The following is a 17,935-nucleotide window of genomic DNA, read 5'->3' as shown; positions in this document are numbered from 1 at the left end:
AAGAAGAACGTCTGCTATCGGCCTGATGGCCCGATGGCAACAGGAAGGAGATCAGTGATGTCGGTCTGAAGCAGAGGTCGGCGCACCCAACAAGGAGGCGGCACCGTACAAATCGACCAGACTTTGCAGATTGGTCGGCAGAACGCCGAATTGCAAAGTCAGGCCTTTTTGTTTTGCTGCACGTTGCCAAGCCAGCAATGTCGCCACGGCAGACGAGTCCACTGTTGCCACACCGCTCAGGTCGATCACCGACTGGCCGCCAGCAATCGCTTGCAAGCCTGCCGCCAGTGTGGCACTGGCATTGTCGACGGTCAGCGTGGCGGCTGGTTTGAACATGGCAAGATTTCCTGTGGTTTTACTGAAGTGTAACGATTGCAGCTTGGCTTGCTCTTAGCTTATTTCTTGGCGGAAGAACGGGAAGCCAGTTGCTTGTTCTTGTCCGACAGGCTCTTGATCAGGCCGTCGATACCGCCCTTGTTGATTTCGCTTTGGAACGTGCCCTTATAGGCTTCCACCAGCCATGCACCCATGACGTTGACGTCATACAGCTTCCAGCCGTTGGCCAGTTTTTCCAGGCGATAGCTCAATTGAATCGGCTCGCCGCGCGACTGGATCACTTGCGAACGGACTTCGACTTCAGTATCAGCCGGGTCAGCACGCAATGGCTTGTATTCAATCTTCTGGTCACGTACTTGCGACAACGCGCCGGAGTAGGTGTAAATCAGCAGGCTGCGGAATTCGGTGATCAGTTGCTTTTGCTGTTCCGGTGTCGCCTGGCGCCAGTAGCGGCCTGCAGCCAGCGAAGTCATGCGCTCGGAATCAACGTAAGGCAGGATTTTTTCTTCGACCAGCGAAACGATACGGCTGATGTTACCGGCCTGAATATCCTTGTCGGTCTTGGCTGTATTCAGCACGTCATCGCTGATGCGCTTGACCAGGGCGTCCGGCGCTTCTTGCGCGGAGGCTGCGGAAGCGAATGTCAGTGCGGAAACCGACAGGGCAATTGCCAATAATTTAGAGAGCATGTTCATAGTCTGTAGATCCATTCATTAACTGGTTGCGCCAACCACGGCGACCACTTTGCCACAATTGAAGCCGGCAAGGCGTTGCCGGATCCAAACGGATACCGGAGATACAACTTGGTGACACTCTCCGGTTTTTCAAGTGACACCGGGCGCATTTGCAGCGCCCGGCTTGTTCCAGCAGTGTTGCTGATGCCTGCGGTTACGGCTTGATGACTTCTTCTTTGCTGGACTTGCCATCATCCTTGTTGCCGTCGATCTGCGACTGGCGGCTTTGCAGATAAGTATCACGCACGAAGTCGTATTTATCCAAAGCAGCATCTTCCAGCAGATTGGACGCGTCCAGCAGCTGCGCACGCTTGTCGATCACGCGAACCACGCTGCCGACGTTACGCCAGCGCACCGGCTTCTTGTAGCTCCACAGATCGCCATAGAAATCGGCAGGCAAGGCTGCCGTATCGCGGATCGTCGACGGACCCAGCAACGGCAGCACGACGTAAGGACCGGAGCCTACGCCCCACTTGCCCAGCGTCTGGCCAAAATCGGATTTCTGCTTCGTCAGGCGCGCTTCGGTACTGACGTCCAGTACACCACCAAGGCCGAAAGTCGTATTGACGGCGACACGCATGAAGCTCGTCACGCCGGTTTCAACACGGCCTTGCAGAATCTGGTTCACGGCCGACCACAGGTCGCCGATATTGCCGAAGAAATTACCGATACCGGTCTGCACGAACTCCGGCAAGACGAATTGATACGCCTGTGCGGCAGGCTTCAATGCCACCTTGTCGACGGTGTCATTGAAACTGAACATCGCACGGTTGAAACCTTCAAGCGGGTCGTTCGGGTTGTTCGAAGTTGCGCAACCACTGAGCGCGGCAACCATGGCCAGCGTACTGATGCGAGCTGCGTATTTCATTTTGAATTATCCTTTCCCTCTGCTGCCTTGCTATATAAGAACTGGCTGATCAGGTTCTCCAGCACGATTGCCGATTGCGTCAGCTTGATCGTGTCGCCTGTCGCCAGATTTTTTACATCACCCCCCGGCTCGATACCGATGTATTGCTCGCCAAGCAGACCTGAAGTCAGAATCTTGGCTGAACTATCCTTTGGGAACTGGTAACGCTCATCCATGTTGAGCGTTACGACTGCCTGAAATGTCTTGTCGTCGAACCTGATCGAATCGACGCGCCCCACCACGACACCGGCGCTCTTGACCGCCGCGCGCGCCTTGAGGCCGCCGATATTGTCGAACTTGGTCGTGATTGCGTATGTCTTCTGGCTGAACGAGAACGAGCTCATGTTGCCAGCCTTCAGCGCCAGGAAAATCAAAGCTGCTGCGCCCAGCAAGACAAACAAACCTACCCACACGTCCAATGTTTTACGTTGCATACCTAGCCATCCTAAAAATCAATCCGAAGTCTGCACTGCGAAGTTCAAGATGTTTCATTCATGATGAACTTGTTTGCAGACTTACCCTCTCACTTGTTCTTGCTTAACGACCTCTTGCTTAGCTGAACATCAGTGCCGTCAGCAAGAAGTCCAGCCCCAGCACCATCAGCGAAGCGATCACGACAGTACGTGTCGTTGCCCGCGCAACGCCTTCGGGCGTCGGCTTGGCTTCATATCCTTGATACAGGGCAACAAAGGTTACCGCAATACCGAAAACTACGCTCTTGAGCACGCCGTTGGCGATGTCGTTCCAGACATCGACGCCGCCTTGCATCTGCGACCAGAATGCGCCTTCATCGACGCCGATCATGAGCACACCCACAATATAACCACCGATCACACCGACGGCACTAAAAATTGCCGCGAGCACGGGCATGGCAACAACACCTGCCCAGAAACGCGGCGCAATCACGCGCTGCAATGGATCGACGGCCATCATTTCCATCGCGGAGAGTTGCTCGCCAGCCTTCATCAGACCGATTTCCGCGGTCAGCGAGGTGCCGGCGCGACCGGCGAACAGCAAAGCCGTCACCACGGGGCCGAGTTCACGCGTCAGCGACAAGGCCACCAGCAAGCCCAGCGCCTGTTCGGAACCGTATTTGTTCAGCGTGTAGTAACCCTGCAAACCCAGCACGAAACCAACGAACAGGCCGGATACGGCAATGATCACCAGTGAATAGTTGCCGATGAAGTGGATCTGATCAGTAATCAGACGCGGACGACGCCACAGGCCGCCGGACGAACGCACCACTGTCCAGAACATGCGTGCGGCAAAGCCGAGGCCCAGCACAAACTCGCGCAACGACCGGCCGAGTGCAGCGAAAAAATCGAGAATCATTGCTGCCCTCCCAGGCCGACGTCCTCTGCCAGCGAGCGGCCCGGATAGTGGAACGGCACCGGGCCGTCGGCCTCAGCGTGCACGAATTGCTTGACGTAAGGATCCTGCGAAGCGCGCATCTCATCGGGTGTACCTTGTGCGACGATCTTGCCTTCCGACAGGAAATAGACGTAATCGGCAATCCCGAACGACTCATTGACGTCATGCGACACCAGGATCGACGTCGATCCCAGCGCGTCATTGAGCTTGCGAATCAGATTGGCGGTCACGCCCATGGAAATCGGATCAAGCCCGGCGAATGGCTCGTCGTACATGATCAGCGCCGGATCCAGCGCGATTGCGCGTGCCAGCGCCACACGGCGCGCCATACCACCGGAAATCTCGGCCGGCTTCAGGCGAGCGGCATTGCGCAGGCCGACTGCATTGAGTTTGAGCAGCACCAGATCGCGAATCAACTCTTCCGGAAGATTGGTGTGTTCGTGCAGAGGAAAGGCGACATTGTCGAATACCGTCATGTCGGTGAACAAGGCGCCGTTCTGGAACAGCATGCCCATCTTGCGACGCAGCAGATAGAGATCGGAAGTATTCAAATCCGGTACGTTTTGACCGTCCACGGTGAGGCTGCCCGACTGCGGCCGCAACTGGCCGCCGATGAGGCGCAGGATCGTGGTTTTACCGGAACCGGAACCGCCCATGACGGCGATCACTTTTCCACGCGGGAAGTCCATGCGGAGGCCTGACAGAATCGGGCGGTCCCCATAGCCAAAGTGTAAGTCTCGGATTTCTACGATGTTAGGCAAGACGGATACCAAGAATTCTCCAAAGGCGACATTGTAGAGCAAAAAGAACAATTGCTTTTGACCGGGCCATAGCGAGTGTAAATACAAACCAACGCCGAACCGGCCTTTTAACACACAGAAACAAATTGGAAACACTTCAACGCACCATTCCTGGTGCGTTGCGGCATTCTTGCCATGTTTTCGACAAATTCCCCGGCAATCTCCCTCATCTTGCAAATGCCGTCCCCTGCCGGCGGCCAAACCGCGCCTAAAGCTATAGTTAGGCGGCCCGACTTGCTACAATACCGCTTTTGATTAAGAAAGAATTTTGTCATGAGCCTCAAATGCGGCATCGTGGGCCTGCCCAACGTCGGTAAATCGACCCTCTTCAATGCCCTGACCAAAGCGGGCATTCCCGCCGAGAACTATCCGTTCTGCACCATCGAACCGAACGTCGGCATGGTCGAAGTGCCCGATCCACGCTTGCAGGCGCTGGCAGAAATCGTCAAGCCGGAACGTATCCTTTCGGCAACAGTTGAATTTGTCGACATCGCCGGCCTGGTTGCCGGCGCGTCCAAAGGCGAAGGCCTGGGTAACCAGTTCCTGTCGCATATCCGTGAAACCGACGCCATCGTCAACGTTGTGCGTTGCTTTGAAGATCCGAACGTGATCCACGTCTCCGGCAAGGTCAGCCCTCTGGACGACATCGCCGTGATCCAGACCGAACTGGCGCTGGCCGACATGGGCACCGTCGAAAAAGCCATCCACCGCGAACAGAAAAAAGCCCGCTCGGGCGACAAGGACGCCACCAAGCTGGTCGCCCTGCTGGAACGCATCATGCCTGCACTGGACGACGCCAAGCCGGTGCGCGCGCTGGGTCTGGACGCTGAAGAAATGGCGCTGATCAAGCCACTGTGCCTGATCACTGCCAAGCCGGCAATGTATGTCGCCAACGTCTCCGACACGGGCTTCACCAACAATCCGCTGCTGGACTTGCTGACCGCCTACGCCAAGGAACAAGGCGCACCGATCGTCGCCATCTGCGCCGCCATCGAATCGGAAATCGCCGACCTCGACGACGCCGACAAGACCGAATTCCTGGCCGACATGGGCATGGAAGAGCCAGGCTTGGATCGCCTGATCCGCGCCGGTTTCAAGCTGCTTGGCCTGCAAACTTACTTCACCGCAGGCGTCAAGGAAGTCCGCGCCTGGACCGTGCCGGTCGGCGCCACCGGACCGCAAGCCGCCGGCGTGATCCACACCGACTTCGAACGCGGCTTCATCCGCGCACAAACCATCGCTTACGAAGACTTCATCGCCTTCAAGGGCGAAGCAGGCGCCAAGGAAGCCGGCAAGATGCGCGCTGAAGGCAAGGAATACATCGTCAAGGACGGTGACGTGATGAACTTCCTGTTCAACGTTTAAGCCAGCGTCTGATTGACGACCGATCGAGGTTGATCAGGTTAAAAAAAGAGCCGCATGAGAAATCATGCGGCTCTTTTCGTTTCTGGCATCGGATGCCGGATCAGTCCGTCGTAGGCGGCACCAGAAATCGTGCGCACAAATAACTGCCAACGCCCATCACCGCAATAACCCAACCCATCGGTGCAGGCGTTCCATTCGCAAAGGCGCCCACCAGCGCCGACCCAAGAATACCGGTGCCATACTGAATCGCACCCACCAGCGCCGACACCGATCCCGCGCGCTCAGGAAAGCACGCCAGTGCACCGGCGATGGAATTGGCGACAATGAAGCCGGTCACGCCGACAAACAAGAACAAGGGCACCACCAATCCCGCCAGACCACCCCATCCGGTAGTCGCATCCAACGCCAGCCACAGTCCCGACAGCGCCGTGACTGCAGTACCGCCGCGCAGCAAATGATCGCCGCCGATACGATGCACCAGCCGGGAGTTCAGCATGTTGGTCGCCATGATACCGATGATACCGCCGCCAAACAGCACGCCATAAAACTGCGGCGACACATGGTGATAGGTGATGTAGGCGAACGGCGTCCCGGCAAGATAAGCGTAGATGCCGCCATAGAAAAAGCCACCGGCGCCGGCATAGCCGAGCACGCGGCGATGCTGCAAAAATTCGCCATAGCGCATGATCGCGCGGCGCAACGGCTCTTGCGACCGGCGCGATACCGGCAAGGTCTCAGGCAATCTGGACAAGGCTACCAACGTCAGAGCGCCGACGCCGACCAAGGTCCAGAAAATGGCGCGCCAGGACGACACTTGCAAAATCTGTCCGCCCAGGGCTGGCCCTACCAACGGCGCAATTGCCGTCACCGTCATCAGCGTCGACATCATCTGCGCCGCGCGATGGCCGGAGTAAAGATCACGCACCATGGCGCGCGCAAGCACGACGCTCGCGCATGCACCGATAGCCTGTACCGCGCGCCAGCCGATGATCATGTCAGCGGTGGTCGACATGGCGCATCCGGCCGAGCCAATGATGAACAGCACCAGCCCCAACGCTACCGGCAACCGGCGGCCATAGCGATCGCTGACCGGACCCCACACCAGTTGCCCCAGACTAAAGCCGATCAGATAACCGGACAGCGTCCACTCCAGTTTACCGGCGTCGGCGTGCAAAGCGACCTCCATCGCGGGCAAGGCAGGCAGATAAAGATCGGTGGAAATCGAGGCAAAGGCCATCAGCGCACTCAGGATGGCCAGGATGTGCCAGCTGTGGCTGGCCGTTTCCTGCTGCAGGGCAGTGGCAGGTACAGTGACAGACACGGCGGGTTGATTCAAAGACATGATCGCTTTCAGGATGGCGCACAAACAATCCGAGGCGCACCAGATTAGCGATGCGCCTCGGACGGGGTAACACTGGCGATGGCCGAACGAGCCAAGACATTTCCAGACGGATACGCAATTATCCGCCGATCCTCGCATTGCTGCAGAGACACTAAATGATGGCCGGCGGCAACCGCGCTTTCCGCTGACGCCTTGCGTCCCGCGAACTGCTGGTAAAATCGCGCTCTCCATTCATTCCCGGGCTTCAACGCCGTGCCGGACGCAACCGTCCCCTGGCACGGCGATGCACGCATCCCGACCACTCCAGCGGCAACGATATGAGCAAGCCAAACGCACGACCAGCAGGTCAGCAAAAAAACAAGGCCAAGGGCGATGCCCCGGCCACCGACCTCGCACCGGAAATTCGTCCCGGACAATCAATCGAGCTGCTCAAGGAACTGCACATCCTGACGCGCGACGGCAAGCTGAATCAGGACAGCCGCCGCAAGTTAAAGCAGGTCTACCATCTGTATCAATTCATCGAACCGTTGCTGCAGGAAATTCGCAGCCAGCATCCCGACATCAGCGTGGTCGATCATGGCGCGGGCAAGTCCTATCTCGGCTTCATCCTGTATGACCTGTTCTTCAAATCGCTGGAAGGCGCGTCGCGCATCTACGGCATCGAGACGCGTGAAGAACTGGCGCAGAAGTCGACCGAGCTGGCGAAACGCCTCGGCTTCCCCGGCATGTCGTTTCTCAATCTGTCAGTGGCCGATTCGATCGAATCCTCTGCCCTGCCGGAGCAGATCGACGTGGTGACAGCACTCCACGCCTGCGACACCGCCACCGACGACGCCATCCACTTCGCCCTGAAAAAACGCGCGCAGTTCATGGTGCTGGTGCCTTGCTGCCAGGCCGAAGTTGCCTCGGTGCTCAACCGTAACAAGGGTCAGTCGCTAGGCCGCACATCGCTGACCGAGCTGTGGCGTCATCCGCTGCATACGCGCGAATTCGGTAGCCAGGTCACCAATGTGTTGCGTTGCTTGCAACTGGAAGCACACGGCTATCAGGTCAGCGTCACCGAACTGGTCGGCTGGGAGCACTCGATGAAGAACGAACTGATCGTCGCCCGCTACAAAGACCTGCCGCGCAAACGCCCGACCGAACGCCTCCAGGAAGTCTTGCAATCGCTCGGACTGGAAGAAATGGGCGAACGTTTTTTTACCGGCCTGTCGCCATCCGCAGCGCAGTAATGGTAAGCTTGTGCGCCCTCGTGACGCCGACTCAATACGGTGCCGCGGGCAACAGGGAACGTGGGGCGAGATGCACCACGTTAGGGAAAAAAGAACGGCTGCAAGACCGGATCAAAGATGAAAAGCGCTGTCGACACTCAAGCACTGATTGAAGAGAATCAGCAGTTGCATGCTGAGATGCAGGATCTCCTGGAACAGGCGCGCATCAACCAGCAGATCATGCAGCGTCACCAGGCTTTCGACCTGCGTCTGATCGGTTCCGGCGAATTCCGCGACCTGATTGAAACGGTATCGCTGCTGATGCCGAACACCTTCAATCTGGAAATCGTCACCCTCACCCTGATCGATCACGATTTCGATATCCGGCGCATCCTGCAAGACCTGCAGATCGGCCTGGATGAATATCCCAACTTATTGTTCCACGTCGAAGGCAGCACGCCGCTGCCGCAGGATAAGCCGACGCTGGGCGCCTACGACCTGGCGTTGCACAAACCCTTGTTCCCGAGTTATCAGCCCGCCAGCGTGGCTGTGCTGCCGCTCATGCGTCATCAGAATCCGATTGGCTGCCTGGCCTTGGGCAGCGCTCATGAAGGACGTTTTACCGGCAACCTGGCGACAGACTTCATCGAGCGCCTGGCATCGGTCGTCGCCATCTGTCTTGAAAACGTCATCAACAACGAGCGCCTGAAACACATCGGCCTGACCGACCCGCTCACCGGCGTCAACAACCGCCGCTACATCGAACAACGCATGCAGGAAGAAATCGGCCGCGCTCAACGCGAGCGTTCGGCCCTGTCCTGCCTGTTCATCGACATCGATCATTTCAAGCGCGTCAACGACAAGTTCGGCCATCAAAGTGGCGACGACGTATTGCGCGAAGTGGCGACACGCATCAAGAAAGAATTGCGCTTGAGCGATTCGCTCGGCCGCTACGGCGGCGAAGAATTCATCGTGCTGCTGACGCAGGCAACCGTGCATGACGCCGCACGCATCGCCGAACGCATTCGCGCCAGCGTGGCGCAGCAAGCGATCCTGATTGCCGGCGCCGACGAAGCCTTGCAGATTACCGTCTCCATCGGCGCTGCTGCACAAATGCCGCCGGATCGCAGCATCCCTGCCGACATCGCACGCCAGAAGCTGGTCGCGCGTGCCGACGAAGCGCTCTACCGCGCCAAGGAAAGCGGCCGCAACCGGGTTGTGCTTGCCGATTAAAAAAGCGTCAATGTCCTGACGGCAGCGCTCGCTTGTCGCGAATCAACCAGGGCGCGGCAATGATCAAAGCACCGCCGATGAAATCCTGCACGCGCAATTCCGCCGCCCCCATCCACCACGCCGACGCTGCGGCAACGATGATTTCCACCAACATCACCACCGCCGTGATATTGACCGGCAAACGCGCCACGCCGTATTGGAGGCACAGGTTGGAAATCATGAACAGTACCGACCACAAGGCAAGCGTCGGCACCGATGGTGCGCCGATGGAAGCCGGCCACGTAATCACACCCGTCACCGCGAGTGCGGCACCCAACACCAGCGACAACACTGCGCCGCCACCTAGCATCGCAATCGAGCGTGCACCGTCGGCCACGCCATGCAAACGGCGCAGCATCACATTGCTGAAGGCAAAACTCAAGCCGCCGAGCAAGGCCACCCAGTCTGCCAGATCGTGCGGCAAGGGCACGCCGATGGATGGCTGATACAACACGATCAGCGCACCCAGCAGCCCCAGTGCAATCCGCAGCACCGCAGGCCGGGTGATCGGCTCGTGCAGCACCAGACGCGCCAGAATCACGGCCCAGATCGGCATCAGATAAAACAGCAACACCACGCGCACCACATCACCAAAGGCTACCGCGCCGTTGAAGGCGATATTGTTGACGCCGGAGGCAACAGCGACGTACAGCAGCTCGGGATGCTTGCGCAGCTCGGCGATGGATTTGCGTTTGAGCAGCAACAGCCAGATCGTGCAGAACGAAAAAATGATCGCAGTCGACCAGATCGGATGGATGCCCTGCTGCTGCAAGGATTTGAAGGCGATCCAGGACAAGCCCCAGATGGTCGTGTTGACGAGCAAAGCACCGACGGCCCGCGGCGGAATAGGTTGCATGGAGTCCTGCAGAAAAGAAAACGCGACCGTCATTGTAATCGGGTCGCGCTGTTCTCGATTTACGCTGCGGAAATACTCTATATCACGTAGAACCCATGCGTGCCGTCGCGGCCGAGCTGCTCGACCAGTCCGAATTCCCAATCGAGGTAAGCCTGCATGGCCGAGGCCGGATTGTCGGTGCCTTCATAAGGCCGGCGATAGCGGTCGATGCGCGGCGACGCCAGTGCACTTTCACCAGTCTCGATCGGCAAGCCCGCTGCCTTCCAGCCGTTGTCACCGCCATCCAGCAAGAACACCGGCTTGTCGGTCAGCGCGGCCAGATCGCCGATCACATAGGCGGCCAGCAAGCTGCTGCCACACGTAACGACGTAACGCTCAGCGGACGGCAAGCTGGCCAGCGCCTGCGGCAATTGCGAACGCAAGGCAAACCAGGCGCCGGGAATGTGTTGTTTGACGTAGTTGGCACTGGTGGCGAAGTCGACGACGACGGTGCCGTCCTTGCGCTCCAGCCAGGTTGCCAAGGTCTGCGGTGAAATTTTCTCCGACTGCGGCGCGGCTGGCAATTCACGTTTGACCGGGCCTTGCTCAGACAATTGCTGCGCCGTCACGCCGTCGAGTACGTACACTTCCCACGCCATCTGCGCCAGCCACGATGCGGTCATGTTGGCGCGTACGCCATCATCGTCGGCCAGTACGATACGAGCGCCACGCACGGTGGCGTGGGACTCGGTTTCCTGGACCAGTTGCCCGCCGGGCGCACTGAGAAATCCCGGCACATGCCCAGCCTCATATTCCTGCGGCGTGCGCACGTCGAACTGATAGGTGGTGCGCTTAGTGTCCGCACGGAAGATTTGCAAGCCCGCTTGATCGAGTCGTTTGACACCGGCGCGATCCGCAACCGCGCGTGCATCGCCGGCGGCCTGGGCACGCGTTTGCGCAGTGACGTCGACCGGGAACTGACGGCTGTTGCCGTGCTCCAGCTTTTGTCCCGCCAGCGTCCAGCCGATGGTGCCGTTGCGCAGCGCGTGCACCTGATTCGGAATACCGGCATTGACCAGCGATTGCGTGCCGATGATGCTGCGCGTGCGGCCGGCGCAATTGACGATGACGCGAGTGTTGGGGTCCGGCGCCAGTTCGCGCACGCGCAACACCAGCTCGGCACCCGGCACACTGACCGAGGTCGGAATATTCATGTTCTGGTATTCATCGAAACGGCGCGCATCCAATACGACGACATCTTCTTTGGCGTCGAGCAGAGCTTTGACTTCTTCTGCGGACAGGGACGGCGTGTGGCGTTTGCTTTCCACCAGTTCGCCGAAAGATTTGCTGGGCACGTTGACGTCCTGAAACAGCTCGCCGCCTGCCGCATTCCAGCCGCTGACACCGCCCTCAAGGATGCTGACGTTGCTGTAGCCGAGTGCGATGAAACGGGCGGCGGATTGTTGCGCCAGACCTTCGCCGTCATCGAGCACGACGATGGCGGTGTCGCGACGCGGAATGCGCGCATAGGCAAGCAGCTCCAGATGCGAGAACGGCAGATTGGCGGCGAACAGTGGATGCGCTTCGGCGTGCGGCGCTTCTTCGCGAACGTCGACCAGTGCGATCTCGCGGCGCGCCAAAAGATCTTCACGGACTTGCTGGAAGCTGCGGGTCGGAATGCTAGTCTGAACGATGCTGCTCATCTTGTTTTTGTCTCCAGGGACAGATCCCAAATATTAGGTAAGGTCTTGTTCGAATAACCCGAAATGAATTCCTTGCGCGTGCCATCCGGCTGGTACACCGATCGATGCACTGCGCCGATGTTGGCGCCATACACGTGGATGCTGATCGACACCTTGTCGTCGTAGGCATTACGGACGCGATGGATGTCGTCGAGCCCTTCCACATGCGGCGACACCGCTTCCACCATGCCGGGAGTCAATTGTATCGGTTCTCCGAAAGGCAGGAGCGCACCCGCATTGCCATCCTCATTGTCGTTCTGCCGCCGATAGGATTGCGAATACTCAGAACCGCGCAGCATGCCGATCAATCCCCACACGGTATGGTCGTGTACCGGCGTTTGCTGACCCGGTCCCCAGACAAAACTCACCACGGAAAAACGCTGCGCCGAATCGACGTGCAGCAGATATTGGCGATAACGCTCGGGATCCGGCTGGGCATAAGCTTCAGGCAACCAATCGTCGACGGCAACCAGCTCTCGCAATAGCGACGAACCTTCGCGGATGATGCCGGCTTCGTCGGACTCTCGCTCCAGCAAGGCAGCAAACGAGGTGATGAAATGGCGTAGACGCTGATGATTGGGCATGGCTGTTTTCTCGGCAAGGCGACCGTTCATGCGCAACCGGCTCGGCGCGCACAGGAATCAGCCGCAGAACGGCAAAAGAAATGGCGAACGATGATGATACCCCGCCAGGACGGCGCAGCAGAAATACGGACTGCCTATAAGCAAGCAGGATTTTCTTATGACGCCACGCAGAGGCGGCGGATACGTTGGAAGAACTGTAGTGCGGGAGACGTAAGGTACGTACAGAAACCGATCAGGCCTTGGCCCCGGCTTGCAGGGTTTCGTACTTGACCATCAGTTGTTCCTTGGATTCGCGCCAGGCGGGATCGAAGGGGATGCAGGCAACCGGACAAACTTGCTGGCATTGCGGCTCATCGAAATGGCCGACGCATTCGGTGCATTTGTTGGGGTCGATTTCATAGATCTGCGGCCCCATGTAGATCGCTTCGTTCGGGCACTCGGGCTCGCAGACGTCGCAGTTAATGCAATCATCAGTGATCATCAGTGCCATAAATTACTCCGCTCTCTTCTCAACCAACCCTCAACCAACCCTCAACCAAGCTTCAACCAGCCTGCCTTGCCCGCAAAGGATGCAGACAAGGCAATACAAATCCGCTACAGATCCATCTTTGCCATCTTTTCCTTCAGCCACTTTTCGACTGAGGGAAATACAAACTTCGATACGTCACCGCCCAGCAGGGCGATTTCGCGCACAATCGTGCCCGATATGAATTGATATTGGTCCGACGGGGTCAGAAACAAGGTTTCCACGTCAGGCAACAGATAACGATTCATGCCGGCCATCTGGAATTCATATTCGAAGTCCGATACCGCACGCAAGCCGCGCACGATCACGCGGGCATTGTTTTGCCGCACGAAATCCTTGAGCAGGCCGGAAAAACTTTCCACCTGGACATTTGGGTAATGTCCCAATACTTCATTTGCTATCGACAGGCGCTCCTCGAGGGAGAAAAACGGCTTCTTGTTTTTGCTGTCCGCTACGCCTACGACCAACTTGTCAAACAATCCCGATGCGCGTCTTACCAGATCTTCATGGCCACGTGTCAACGGATCGAATGTTCCCGGATAAACAGCTGTTACCATCAGGGTCTCTCCTCACCAGCTAAGCAATCAGAACGCGCATTATGCCTGAATTAACCGATGTTTTTGCGCTGCAATAAGTGATAAAACACCACGCCTGCCTTATCGGCACGAACAACTTCCCACGGCACCATCCAGTCCGGGAGTGCATCGCCCTCCAGTGAATGCTCTGATTCAACATACATCAGACCCTTGGTTGCCAACAATTGCTCGCATACCGGCATGATTTTCGCCAACCAGTTTTGATGATACGGCGGATCGATGAAAATAAGATTAAATCCGTTGGCAGTTGTGGTGCGCGTGCTCAATCCCTGCAATAGCGCCAAGGCGTCGCCGCGCTGAATCTCGACTTGCGCGGCCTGCAGTTTTTCTTTATTCGCTTCCAGCTGACGCACCGCCGGTGTGTGGTTTTCAACCATCACGACGCGCGGCGCGCCACGGCTGGCGGCCTCGAAGCCAAGCGCGCCGGAGCCGGCGAACAAGTCAAGACAACTCACCTGCTCCCAGTTGCCGTCGATCAGATGCGTTACCCAGTTGAATACCGTTTCGCGGACACGATCCGGCGTCGGCCGCAGGCCCTCCGCTTCCAGCACCGGGAGCGGCGTACGCTTCCACTGTCCACCGATAATCCGGACCTGATGTGCGCTGCGGCTATGCACTGCCGCACCATGTTTTCTTACAGTCTTGCTCATATTTTAATTTGCCTCGCCCACCACGACAGTCGTCAATTGATCGGGCGCAATTTTACGCTTGAAGGCATCGCGAATCTGCGCGATCGTGACTTTGCCGATATGGGTGCTCCAAGTGTCGAGATAATCCAACGGTAAACCGTAATAACCGATCACCGCCAGGTTGTCGAGAATCTTGCGATTATTGTCGATACGCAAGGCGAAGCCGCCAACCAGGTTGTCCTTGGCCGCTTTCAGCTCGGCCGCCGTCGGGCCGTCTCGCAAATAGGTCGCCAGCGTGCTGCGCACCACACCAAGCGCTTCGTTGGTTTGCTCCTGCTTGGTCTGCAAGCCGATCTGGAACGGGCCCTTTTGCGCCAGCGGCGAGAAATAGCTGTAGACGCTGTAACTCAGCGCGCGCTTCTCCCGTACTTCATTGGTCAAGCGCGACACAAACCCGCCGCCGCCGAGGATGTAATTACCGACCGTCAGCGCAAAGAAATCCGGATCGCCGCGCACCAGCACCGGCATGCCGATCAGGATATGCGACTGCGATGCGGGATGCGCGATACGCTGTTCTGTCGCTTTGCCGGCAAGTACTTCGGGCAAGGCCGGCAGCGCTGCGCCTTGCGGCAATTGCTGGGTCAGGCGTTGTGCAATCTGGTCAGCCTGCGCACGCGTGACGTCACCGATCATGGCAATGACGGCGCGGTTGGCGACGTAATGCGCACGATGGAAATTCACCAGATCGTCGCGTGTGATGCCGGCGACCGAAGCCTCACTTTCCTGACGTGCATAAGGATGGTCGCCATAGAGTGCGGCCCAGAACGCTTTGGCGGCGATCTCTTCCGCCTTGGTTTGCGATTCTTTGACGTCAGCGATGGTGCGCGCCTGATCGCGCGCGAACAAGTCCGCCGGGAAACTCGGCTGCGCCAGAGTCCGCGCCAGCAAACCCAATGCGGCGTCACGCTCGGCGGCACTCGACAACATACGCAAGGTGACGCCGGCGCGATCCAGGCTGGCGCCACCGCCGCGCTGTGCCGCCACATCGGCGAAACCATCCAGAATCTGCGCCTCCGACAGAGCCGGCGCATCCGCAGTGGCAGAGGCAGAGGCACCGCGCGTCAGCATGGCGTTGGTCAACGATGCCAAACCCGATTTACCAAGCGGATCACGGCGCGTGCCGGCATCGAATTCGACACTGAGATCGAGCATGGGAATTGCATGGTTCTCGACAAACAGCACGCGCGCGCCGTTGGGCAAAGACCATGACTGAATCTGCAGAGCGGCCTGCGCCTGCGTAGCAAAACAGGCGAGCAGAAGCGCACAAACCAAGCAATATTTTTTCATCTTGTTACTGACTGAATAAACATACAAATCGTGAAAACCGTCATGACTGCGGCGGCATGGTGATCGCCGATACGGCGGGTGCAGGAATCGGTTTGCCTTCAACCCAGTCGATGATCGGCTGCCATTGCTCGATATCACGCTGCACGCGTGACGGCGCGATGTCCCACAGTGTCAGGCCGTGCGCCGCCAGTTGCACGTAGTTCTGCGTATCGCGCAGATAGCTCAGTACCGGCAGGTTCAGGCCTTCAATGAAGCGATGCAACTGATCCGCCGAACGCGTCCGTGCATCGACCCGCATGCCGACGATGCCGACATCGATTTCCCCTTGCCGGACGGATTTTTCTTCCGCCAGACGACGCAAGAAATCCTGCGTGGCCAGAATGTCGAAGATCGACGGCTGCAGAGGCACGATTACCTTGTCTGCCATTTTCAGAACATCATTCAGACGCCATCCATGCAAGCCGGCCGGTGTATCCAGCACCACATGGGTAGTGCCTTTGGGCGGCTTAGCGATGTAGTCTTCGCTGATATCCCAGGTGGCGATCTGCGTCGCTGCCGGTGGCCGGATGTTGAGCCAGGCACGCGCCGATTGCTGGCGATCAATATCGCCCAGCAGCACACCGTGCCCGCGGCTGGCGAAGTAACCGGCCAGGTTGGTGGAGAGAGTACTTTTACCTACGCCGCCTTTGGGGTTCGCAACGACGATCACTGGCATGTTTTTCCTCCGTAAGAGTGCAACGCTCGGTCAGGTTTTGGGACAAATATCGTCATTCAATCAAACTACTGAGCTGCTCACCGCAGTGGGCCCGGTGGCGGCCCCAGCTTCTTGCCAGACAAAGGCAAGGGTTCCAGCGTGGCCACGGTCAGCTTGTCGTCGGTGAAATACTTTTGCGCGACAGCCTGCACTTGCTGCGGCGTCACGGTTTTCAGCTTGTCGACGATGCGATCGATGTTCTTGTGCGACAGGCCGGACATTTCCATCACACCGATTTCCATGGCCTGGCCGAAGATCGAATCGCGCTTGTAAATTTGCGAAGCGATCAGTTGTGTTTTCACACGCTGCAGTTCTTGCTCTGATACGCCATCTTTCGCGATACGTGAGACTTCGGCGCGCAAGAGCGCCTCCAGCTGCGCGGTGGTGGTGCCGGCGGCCGGACTGCCTTCCAGCGTGAACAGGGTCGGGCCGCGCGTGATGTCGTCATAGCCCGCGCCGACACTGTTGGCGACCTTGTCGGTACGTACCAGTTTGTCATTCAGACGAGCGTTGTCGTAGCCGTCAAGGACTGCCGACAACACGTCCAGAGCGTAGGCTTCCTGGTCCTTTTCGACGTCGCGCAAGCTTGGTACCTTGAAGGCCAGGATCACATAAGGATTCTCGGCCGGTGCCTTGACGGTGACACGGCGCAGGCCGTGTTGTTCAGGTTCGTTTTGCGGCTTGCCGCGCACGATGGTTTTGGCCGGGATGCTGCCAAAATACCTCTCGGCCATCGCCACCACCTTGTCGGCGCTGACGTCGCCGCTGACCACCAGCGTGGCGTTGTTGGGTGCGTACCAGCGGCGATACCAGGCTTCAATGTCGGCAATCGTCATGTTCTGCAGGTCGTCCATCCAGCCGACCACCGGATGATGATAGGGATGCGCGACGAAGGCGGCGGCGTTCAGCGCTTCATTCATCAGCCCTTGCGGCTGGTCGTCGGTGCGCCAGCGGCGCTCTTCCATGACGACACGGATTTCCTTGGCGAACTCGTTCTTGTCGAATTGCAAATTGCGCATGCGGTCGGCTTCCAGCGCCATGACTGCTTCCAGGCGGGAGTGCTCGACCTGCTGAAAATAGGCGGTGTAATCGCGATTGGTGAAGGCGTTCTCACGGCCGCCCAGTTCGGCGACCAGACGGCTGAATTCGCCGGTCTTGTGCTTTTGGGTGCCCTTGAACATCATGTGCTCAAGCGCGTGGGCGATGCCGGTGGTGCCGTTGGTCTCGTCAATGGCGCCGACCTTGTACCAGACCATCTGCACTGCCGTCGGCGCGCGGTGATCCTCTTTCACGATCACTTTCATGCCGTTTTTGAGCATGAACTCCGAGGCGACGGAAGGTGCGGACTGGGCCAGAGCAGCGGGCCCCAATGCTGCCAGGCAGCCAAATAACAAACCGGTCGACAGGATTGCGCTGATCTTCAATTTCATTCGCTGTGCTCTGATAGAATGCGGGGGCTGGCCAAGGACGGCCCGGACGACAGTATCCGGGCGTAAGGCTGGCCAATTGTACCTTGTTCATCGCGCTTTTCCCTCCGGGAAACCAGGGAAACGCACCCTCATCCGACACCGCAGCCACATTCGA

Annotated in this window: 19 protein-coding genes; 3 read left to right on the top strand and 16 right to left on the bottom strand. The window is 58.3% G+C overall.

Annotated elements, in window-relative coordinates; genetic code table 11:
* Nucleotides 1-51: 51 nt before the first annotated feature.
* The 6 genes from PQR63_RS17715 to PQR63_RS17690 form a co-directional block, all read right to left on the bottom strand.
* Nucleotides 52-378 (bottom strand): STAS domain-containing protein, encoded by a 327-nt coding sequence (locus tag PQR63_RS17715; protein ID WP_408169315.1) that lies wholly within the window; start codon nucleotides 376-378, stop codon nucleotides 52-54.
* 17 nt (nucleotides 379-395) lie between these two features.
* Nucleotides 396-1,031, bottom strand: coding sequence for an MlaC/ttg2D family ABC transporter substrate-binding protein (locus PQR63_RS17710; protein ID WP_408169292.1), 636 nt, complete (start codon nucleotides 1,029-1,031; stop codon nucleotides 396-398).
* 193 nt (nucleotides 1,032-1,224) lie between these two features.
* Nucleotides 1,225-1,938, bottom strand: a complete 714-nt coding sequence (locus tag PQR63_RS17705) for an MlaA family lipoprotein (RefSeq protein ID WP_094562490.1) — start codon at nucleotides 1,936-1,938, stop codon at nucleotides 1,225-1,227.
* Nucleotides 1,935-2,411 carry an outer membrane lipid asymmetry maintenance protein MlaD gene (gene mlaD / locus PQR63_RS17700; protein WP_094562489.1) on the bottom strand — a complete coding sequence of 159 codons (477 nt, stop codon included), beginning with the start codon at nucleotides 2,409-2,411 and terminating at the stop codon, nucleotides 1,935-1,937. Before mlaD ends, PQR63_RS17705 begins: the two co-directional genes overlap by 4 nt.
* Before the next feature lie 118 nt (nucleotides 2,412-2,529).
* Nucleotides 2,530-3,309: a lipid asymmetry maintenance ABC transporter permease subunit MlaE gene (gene mlaE, locus PQR63_RS17695; protein ID WP_408169291.1), complete on the bottom strand. Its 780-nt coding sequence runs from the start codon at nucleotides 3,307-3,309 to the stop codon at nucleotides 2,530-2,532.
* Nucleotides 3,306-4,109: an ABC transporter ATP-binding protein gene (locus PQR63_RS17690; RefSeq protein ID WP_408169290.1), complete on the bottom strand. Its 804-nt coding sequence runs from the start codon at nucleotides 4,107-4,109 to the stop codon at nucleotides 3,306-3,308. Before PQR63_RS17690 ends, mlaE begins: the two co-directional genes overlap by 4 nt.
* Nucleotides 4,110-4,421: 312 nt before the next feature.
* Here PQR63_RS17690 and ychF point away from each other — a divergent pair, with 312 nt between their 5' ends.
* Nucleotides 4,422-5,513 carry a redox-regulated ATPase YchF gene (gene ychF / locus PQR63_RS17685; protein WP_408169289.1) on the top strand — a complete coding sequence of 364 codons (1,092 nt, stop codon included), beginning with the start codon at nucleotides 4,422-4,424 and terminating at the stop codon, nucleotides 5,511-5,513.
* Between the two features lie 100 nt (nucleotides 5,514-5,613).
* Here the strand turns inward: ychF and PQR63_RS17680 are convergent, their stop codons facing one another.
* On the bottom strand, nucleotides 5,614-6,855 hold the full coding sequence (locus PQR63_RS17680; protein WP_408169288.1) for a multidrug effflux MFS transporter: 1,242 nt from the start codon (nucleotides 6,853-6,855) through the stop codon (nucleotides 5,614-5,616).
* A gap of 317 nt (nucleotides 6,856-7,172) precedes the next feature.
* Here PQR63_RS17680 and PQR63_RS17675 point away from each other — a divergent pair, with 317 nt between their 5' ends.
* Nucleotides 7,173-8,087, top strand: a complete 915-nt coding sequence (locus PQR63_RS17675) for a class I SAM-dependent methyltransferase (RefSeq protein WP_408169287.1) — start codon at nucleotides 7,173-7,175, stop codon at nucleotides 8,085-8,087.
* A gap of 117 nt (nucleotides 8,088-8,204) precedes the next feature.
* A complete protein-coding gene (locus PQR63_RS17670; RefSeq protein WP_408169286.1) occupies nucleotides 8,205-9,299 on the top strand; it encodes a GGDEF domain-containing protein in 1,095 nt (364 codons plus the stop codon).
* Nucleotides 9,300-9,306: 7 nt separating this feature from the next.
* On the opposite strand, the gene PQR63_RS17665 is transcribed toward PQR63_RS17670, so the two are convergent.
* The 9 genes from PQR63_RS17665 to PQR63_RS17625 all read right to left on the bottom strand — a co-directional run bounded on the left by PQR63_RS17665 (nucleotide 9,307) and on the right by PQR63_RS17625 (nucleotide 17,781).
* Nucleotides 9,307-10,194, bottom strand: a complete 888-nt coding sequence (locus PQR63_RS17665) for a DMT family transporter (protein WP_408169285.1) — start codon at nucleotides 10,192-10,194, stop codon at nucleotides 9,307-9,309.
* A gap of 77 nt (nucleotides 10,195-10,271) precedes the next feature.
* Nucleotides 10,272-11,876 (bottom strand): rhodanese-related sulfurtransferase, encoded by a 1,605-nt coding sequence (locus tag PQR63_RS17660; protein ID WP_408169284.1) that lies wholly within the window; start codon nucleotides 11,874-11,876, stop codon nucleotides 10,272-10,274.
* Nucleotides 11,873-12,529: a cysteine dioxygenase family protein gene (locus PQR63_RS17655; RefSeq protein WP_408169283.1), complete on the bottom strand. Its 657-nt coding sequence runs from the start codon at nucleotides 12,527-12,529 to the stop codon at nucleotides 11,873-11,875. The genes PQR63_RS17660 and PQR63_RS17655 overlap by 4 nt, the downstream gene beginning before the upstream one ends.
* Nucleotides 12,530-12,731: 202 nt before the next feature.
* On the bottom strand, nucleotides 12,732-12,989 hold the full coding sequence (locus PQR63_RS17650) for a YfhL family 4Fe-4S dicluster ferredoxin (protein WP_094562482.1): 258 nt from the start codon (nucleotides 12,987-12,989) through the stop codon (nucleotides 12,732-12,734).
* A 104-nt stretch (nucleotides 12,990-13,093) separates the two neighbouring features.
* Nucleotides 13,094-13,582, bottom strand: coding sequence for a pantetheine-phosphate adenylyltransferase (coaD, locus tag PQR63_RS17645; RefSeq protein WP_007879597.1), 489 nt, complete (start codon nucleotides 13,580-13,582; stop codon nucleotides 13,094-13,096).
* Nucleotides 13,583-13,632: 50 nt separating this feature from the next.
* A complete protein-coding gene (gene rsmD / locus PQR63_RS17640) occupies nucleotides 13,633-14,271 on the bottom strand; it encodes a 16S rRNA (guanine(966)-N(2))-methyltransferase RsmD (RefSeq protein WP_408169282.1) in 639 nt (212 codons plus the stop codon).
* A 3-nt stretch (nucleotides 14,272-14,274) separates the two neighbouring features.
* Nucleotides 14,275-15,597 (bottom strand): M16 family metallopeptidase, encoded by a 1,323-nt coding sequence (locus tag PQR63_RS17635; protein ID WP_408169281.1) that lies wholly within the window; start codon nucleotides 15,595-15,597, stop codon nucleotides 14,275-14,277.
* Between the two features lie 40 nt (nucleotides 15,598-15,637).
* The gene (locus tag PQR63_RS17630; RefSeq protein WP_094562479.1) at nucleotides 15,638-16,312 is read right to left on the bottom strand and encodes a nucleotide-binding protein; all 675 of its coding nucleotides are present in this window, start codon (nucleotides 16,310-16,312) and stop codon (nucleotides 15,638-15,640) included.
* Between the two features lie 77 nt (nucleotides 16,313-16,389).
* Nucleotides 16,390-17,781: a M16 family metallopeptidase gene (locus tag PQR63_RS17625; RefSeq protein WP_408169280.1), complete on the bottom strand. Its 1,392-nt coding sequence runs from the start codon at nucleotides 17,779-17,781 to the stop codon at nucleotides 16,390-16,392.
* Nucleotides 17,782-17,935: the final 154 nt, after the last annotated feature.

Source organism: Herbaspirillum rhizosphaerae (assembly GCF_046025915.1).
Lineage (GTDB): Bacteria > Pseudomonadota > Gammaproteobacteria > Burkholderiales > Burkholderiaceae_D > Herbaspirillum > Herbaspirillum rhizosphaerae_A.
This window is presented reverse-complemented; position numbering and strand designations above follow the sequence as displayed.

Excerpts from the sequence above, each read along its gene's own strand:
- PQR63_RS17710 (WP_408169292.1), bottom strand. The coding sequence starts at position 1,031 with ATGAACATGCTCTCTAAATTATTGGCAATTGCCCTGTCGGTTTCCGCA.
- PQR63_RS17705 (WP_094562490.1), bottom strand. The coding sequence starts at position 1,938 with ATGAAATACGCAGCTCGCATCAGTACGCTGGCCATGGTTGCCGCGCTC.
- mlaD (WP_094562489.1), bottom strand. The coding sequence starts at position 2,411 with ATGCAACGTAAAACATTGGACGTGTGGGTAGGTTTGTTTGTCTTGCTG.
- mlaE (WP_408169291.1), bottom strand. The coding sequence starts at position 3,309 with ATGATTCTCGATTTTTTCGCTGCACTCGGCCGGTCGTTGCGCGAGTTT.
- ychF (WP_408169289.1), top strand. The coding sequence starts at position 4,422 with ATGAGCCTCAAATGCGGCATCGTGGGCCTGCCCAACGTCGGTAAATCG.
- PQR63_RS17680 (WP_408169288.1), bottom strand. The coding sequence starts at position 6,855 with ATGTCTTTGAATCAACCCGCCGTGTCTGTCACTGTACCTGCCACTGCC.
- PQR63_RS17675 (WP_408169287.1), top strand. The coding sequence starts at position 7,173 with ATGAGCAAGCCAAACGCACGACCAGCAGGTCAGCAAAAAAACAAGGCC.
- PQR63_RS17670 (WP_408169286.1), top strand. The coding sequence starts at position 8,205 with ATGAAAAGCGCTGTCGACACTCAAGCACTGATTGAAGAGAATCAGCAG.
- PQR63_RS17665 (WP_408169285.1), bottom strand. The coding sequence starts at position 10,194 with ATGCAACCTATTCCGCCGCGGGCCGTCGGTGCTTTGCTCGTCAACACG.
- PQR63_RS17660 (WP_408169284.1), bottom strand. The coding sequence starts at position 11,876 with ATGAGCAGCATCGTTCAGACTAGCATTCCGACCCGCAGCTTCCAGCAA.
- PQR63_RS17655 (WP_408169283.1), bottom strand. The coding sequence starts at position 12,529 with ATGAACGGTCGCCTTGCCGAGAAAACAGCCATGCCCAATCATCAGCGT.
- PQR63_RS17650 (WP_094562482.1), bottom strand. The coding sequence starts at position 12,989 with ATGGCACTGATGATCACTGATGATTGCATTAACTGCGACGTCTGCGAG.
- coaD (WP_007879597.1), bottom strand. The coding sequence starts at position 13,582 with ATGGTAACAGCTGTTTATCCGGGAACATTCGATCCGTTGACACGTGGC.
- rsmD (WP_408169282.1), bottom strand. The coding sequence starts at position 14,271 with ATGAGCAAGACTGTAAGAAAACATGGTGCGGCAGTGCATAGCCGCAGC.
- PQR63_RS17635 (WP_408169281.1), bottom strand. The coding sequence starts at position 15,597 with ATGAAAAAATATTGCTTGGTTTGTGCGCTTCTGCTCGCCTGTTTTGCT.
- PQR63_RS17630 (WP_094562479.1), bottom strand. The coding sequence starts at position 16,312 with ATGCCAGTGATCGTCGTTGCGAACCCCAAAGGCGGCGTAGGTAAAAGT.
- PQR63_RS17625 (WP_408169280.1), bottom strand. The coding sequence starts at position 17,781 with ATGAAATTGAAGATCAGCGCAATCCTGTCGACCGGTTTGTTATTTGGC.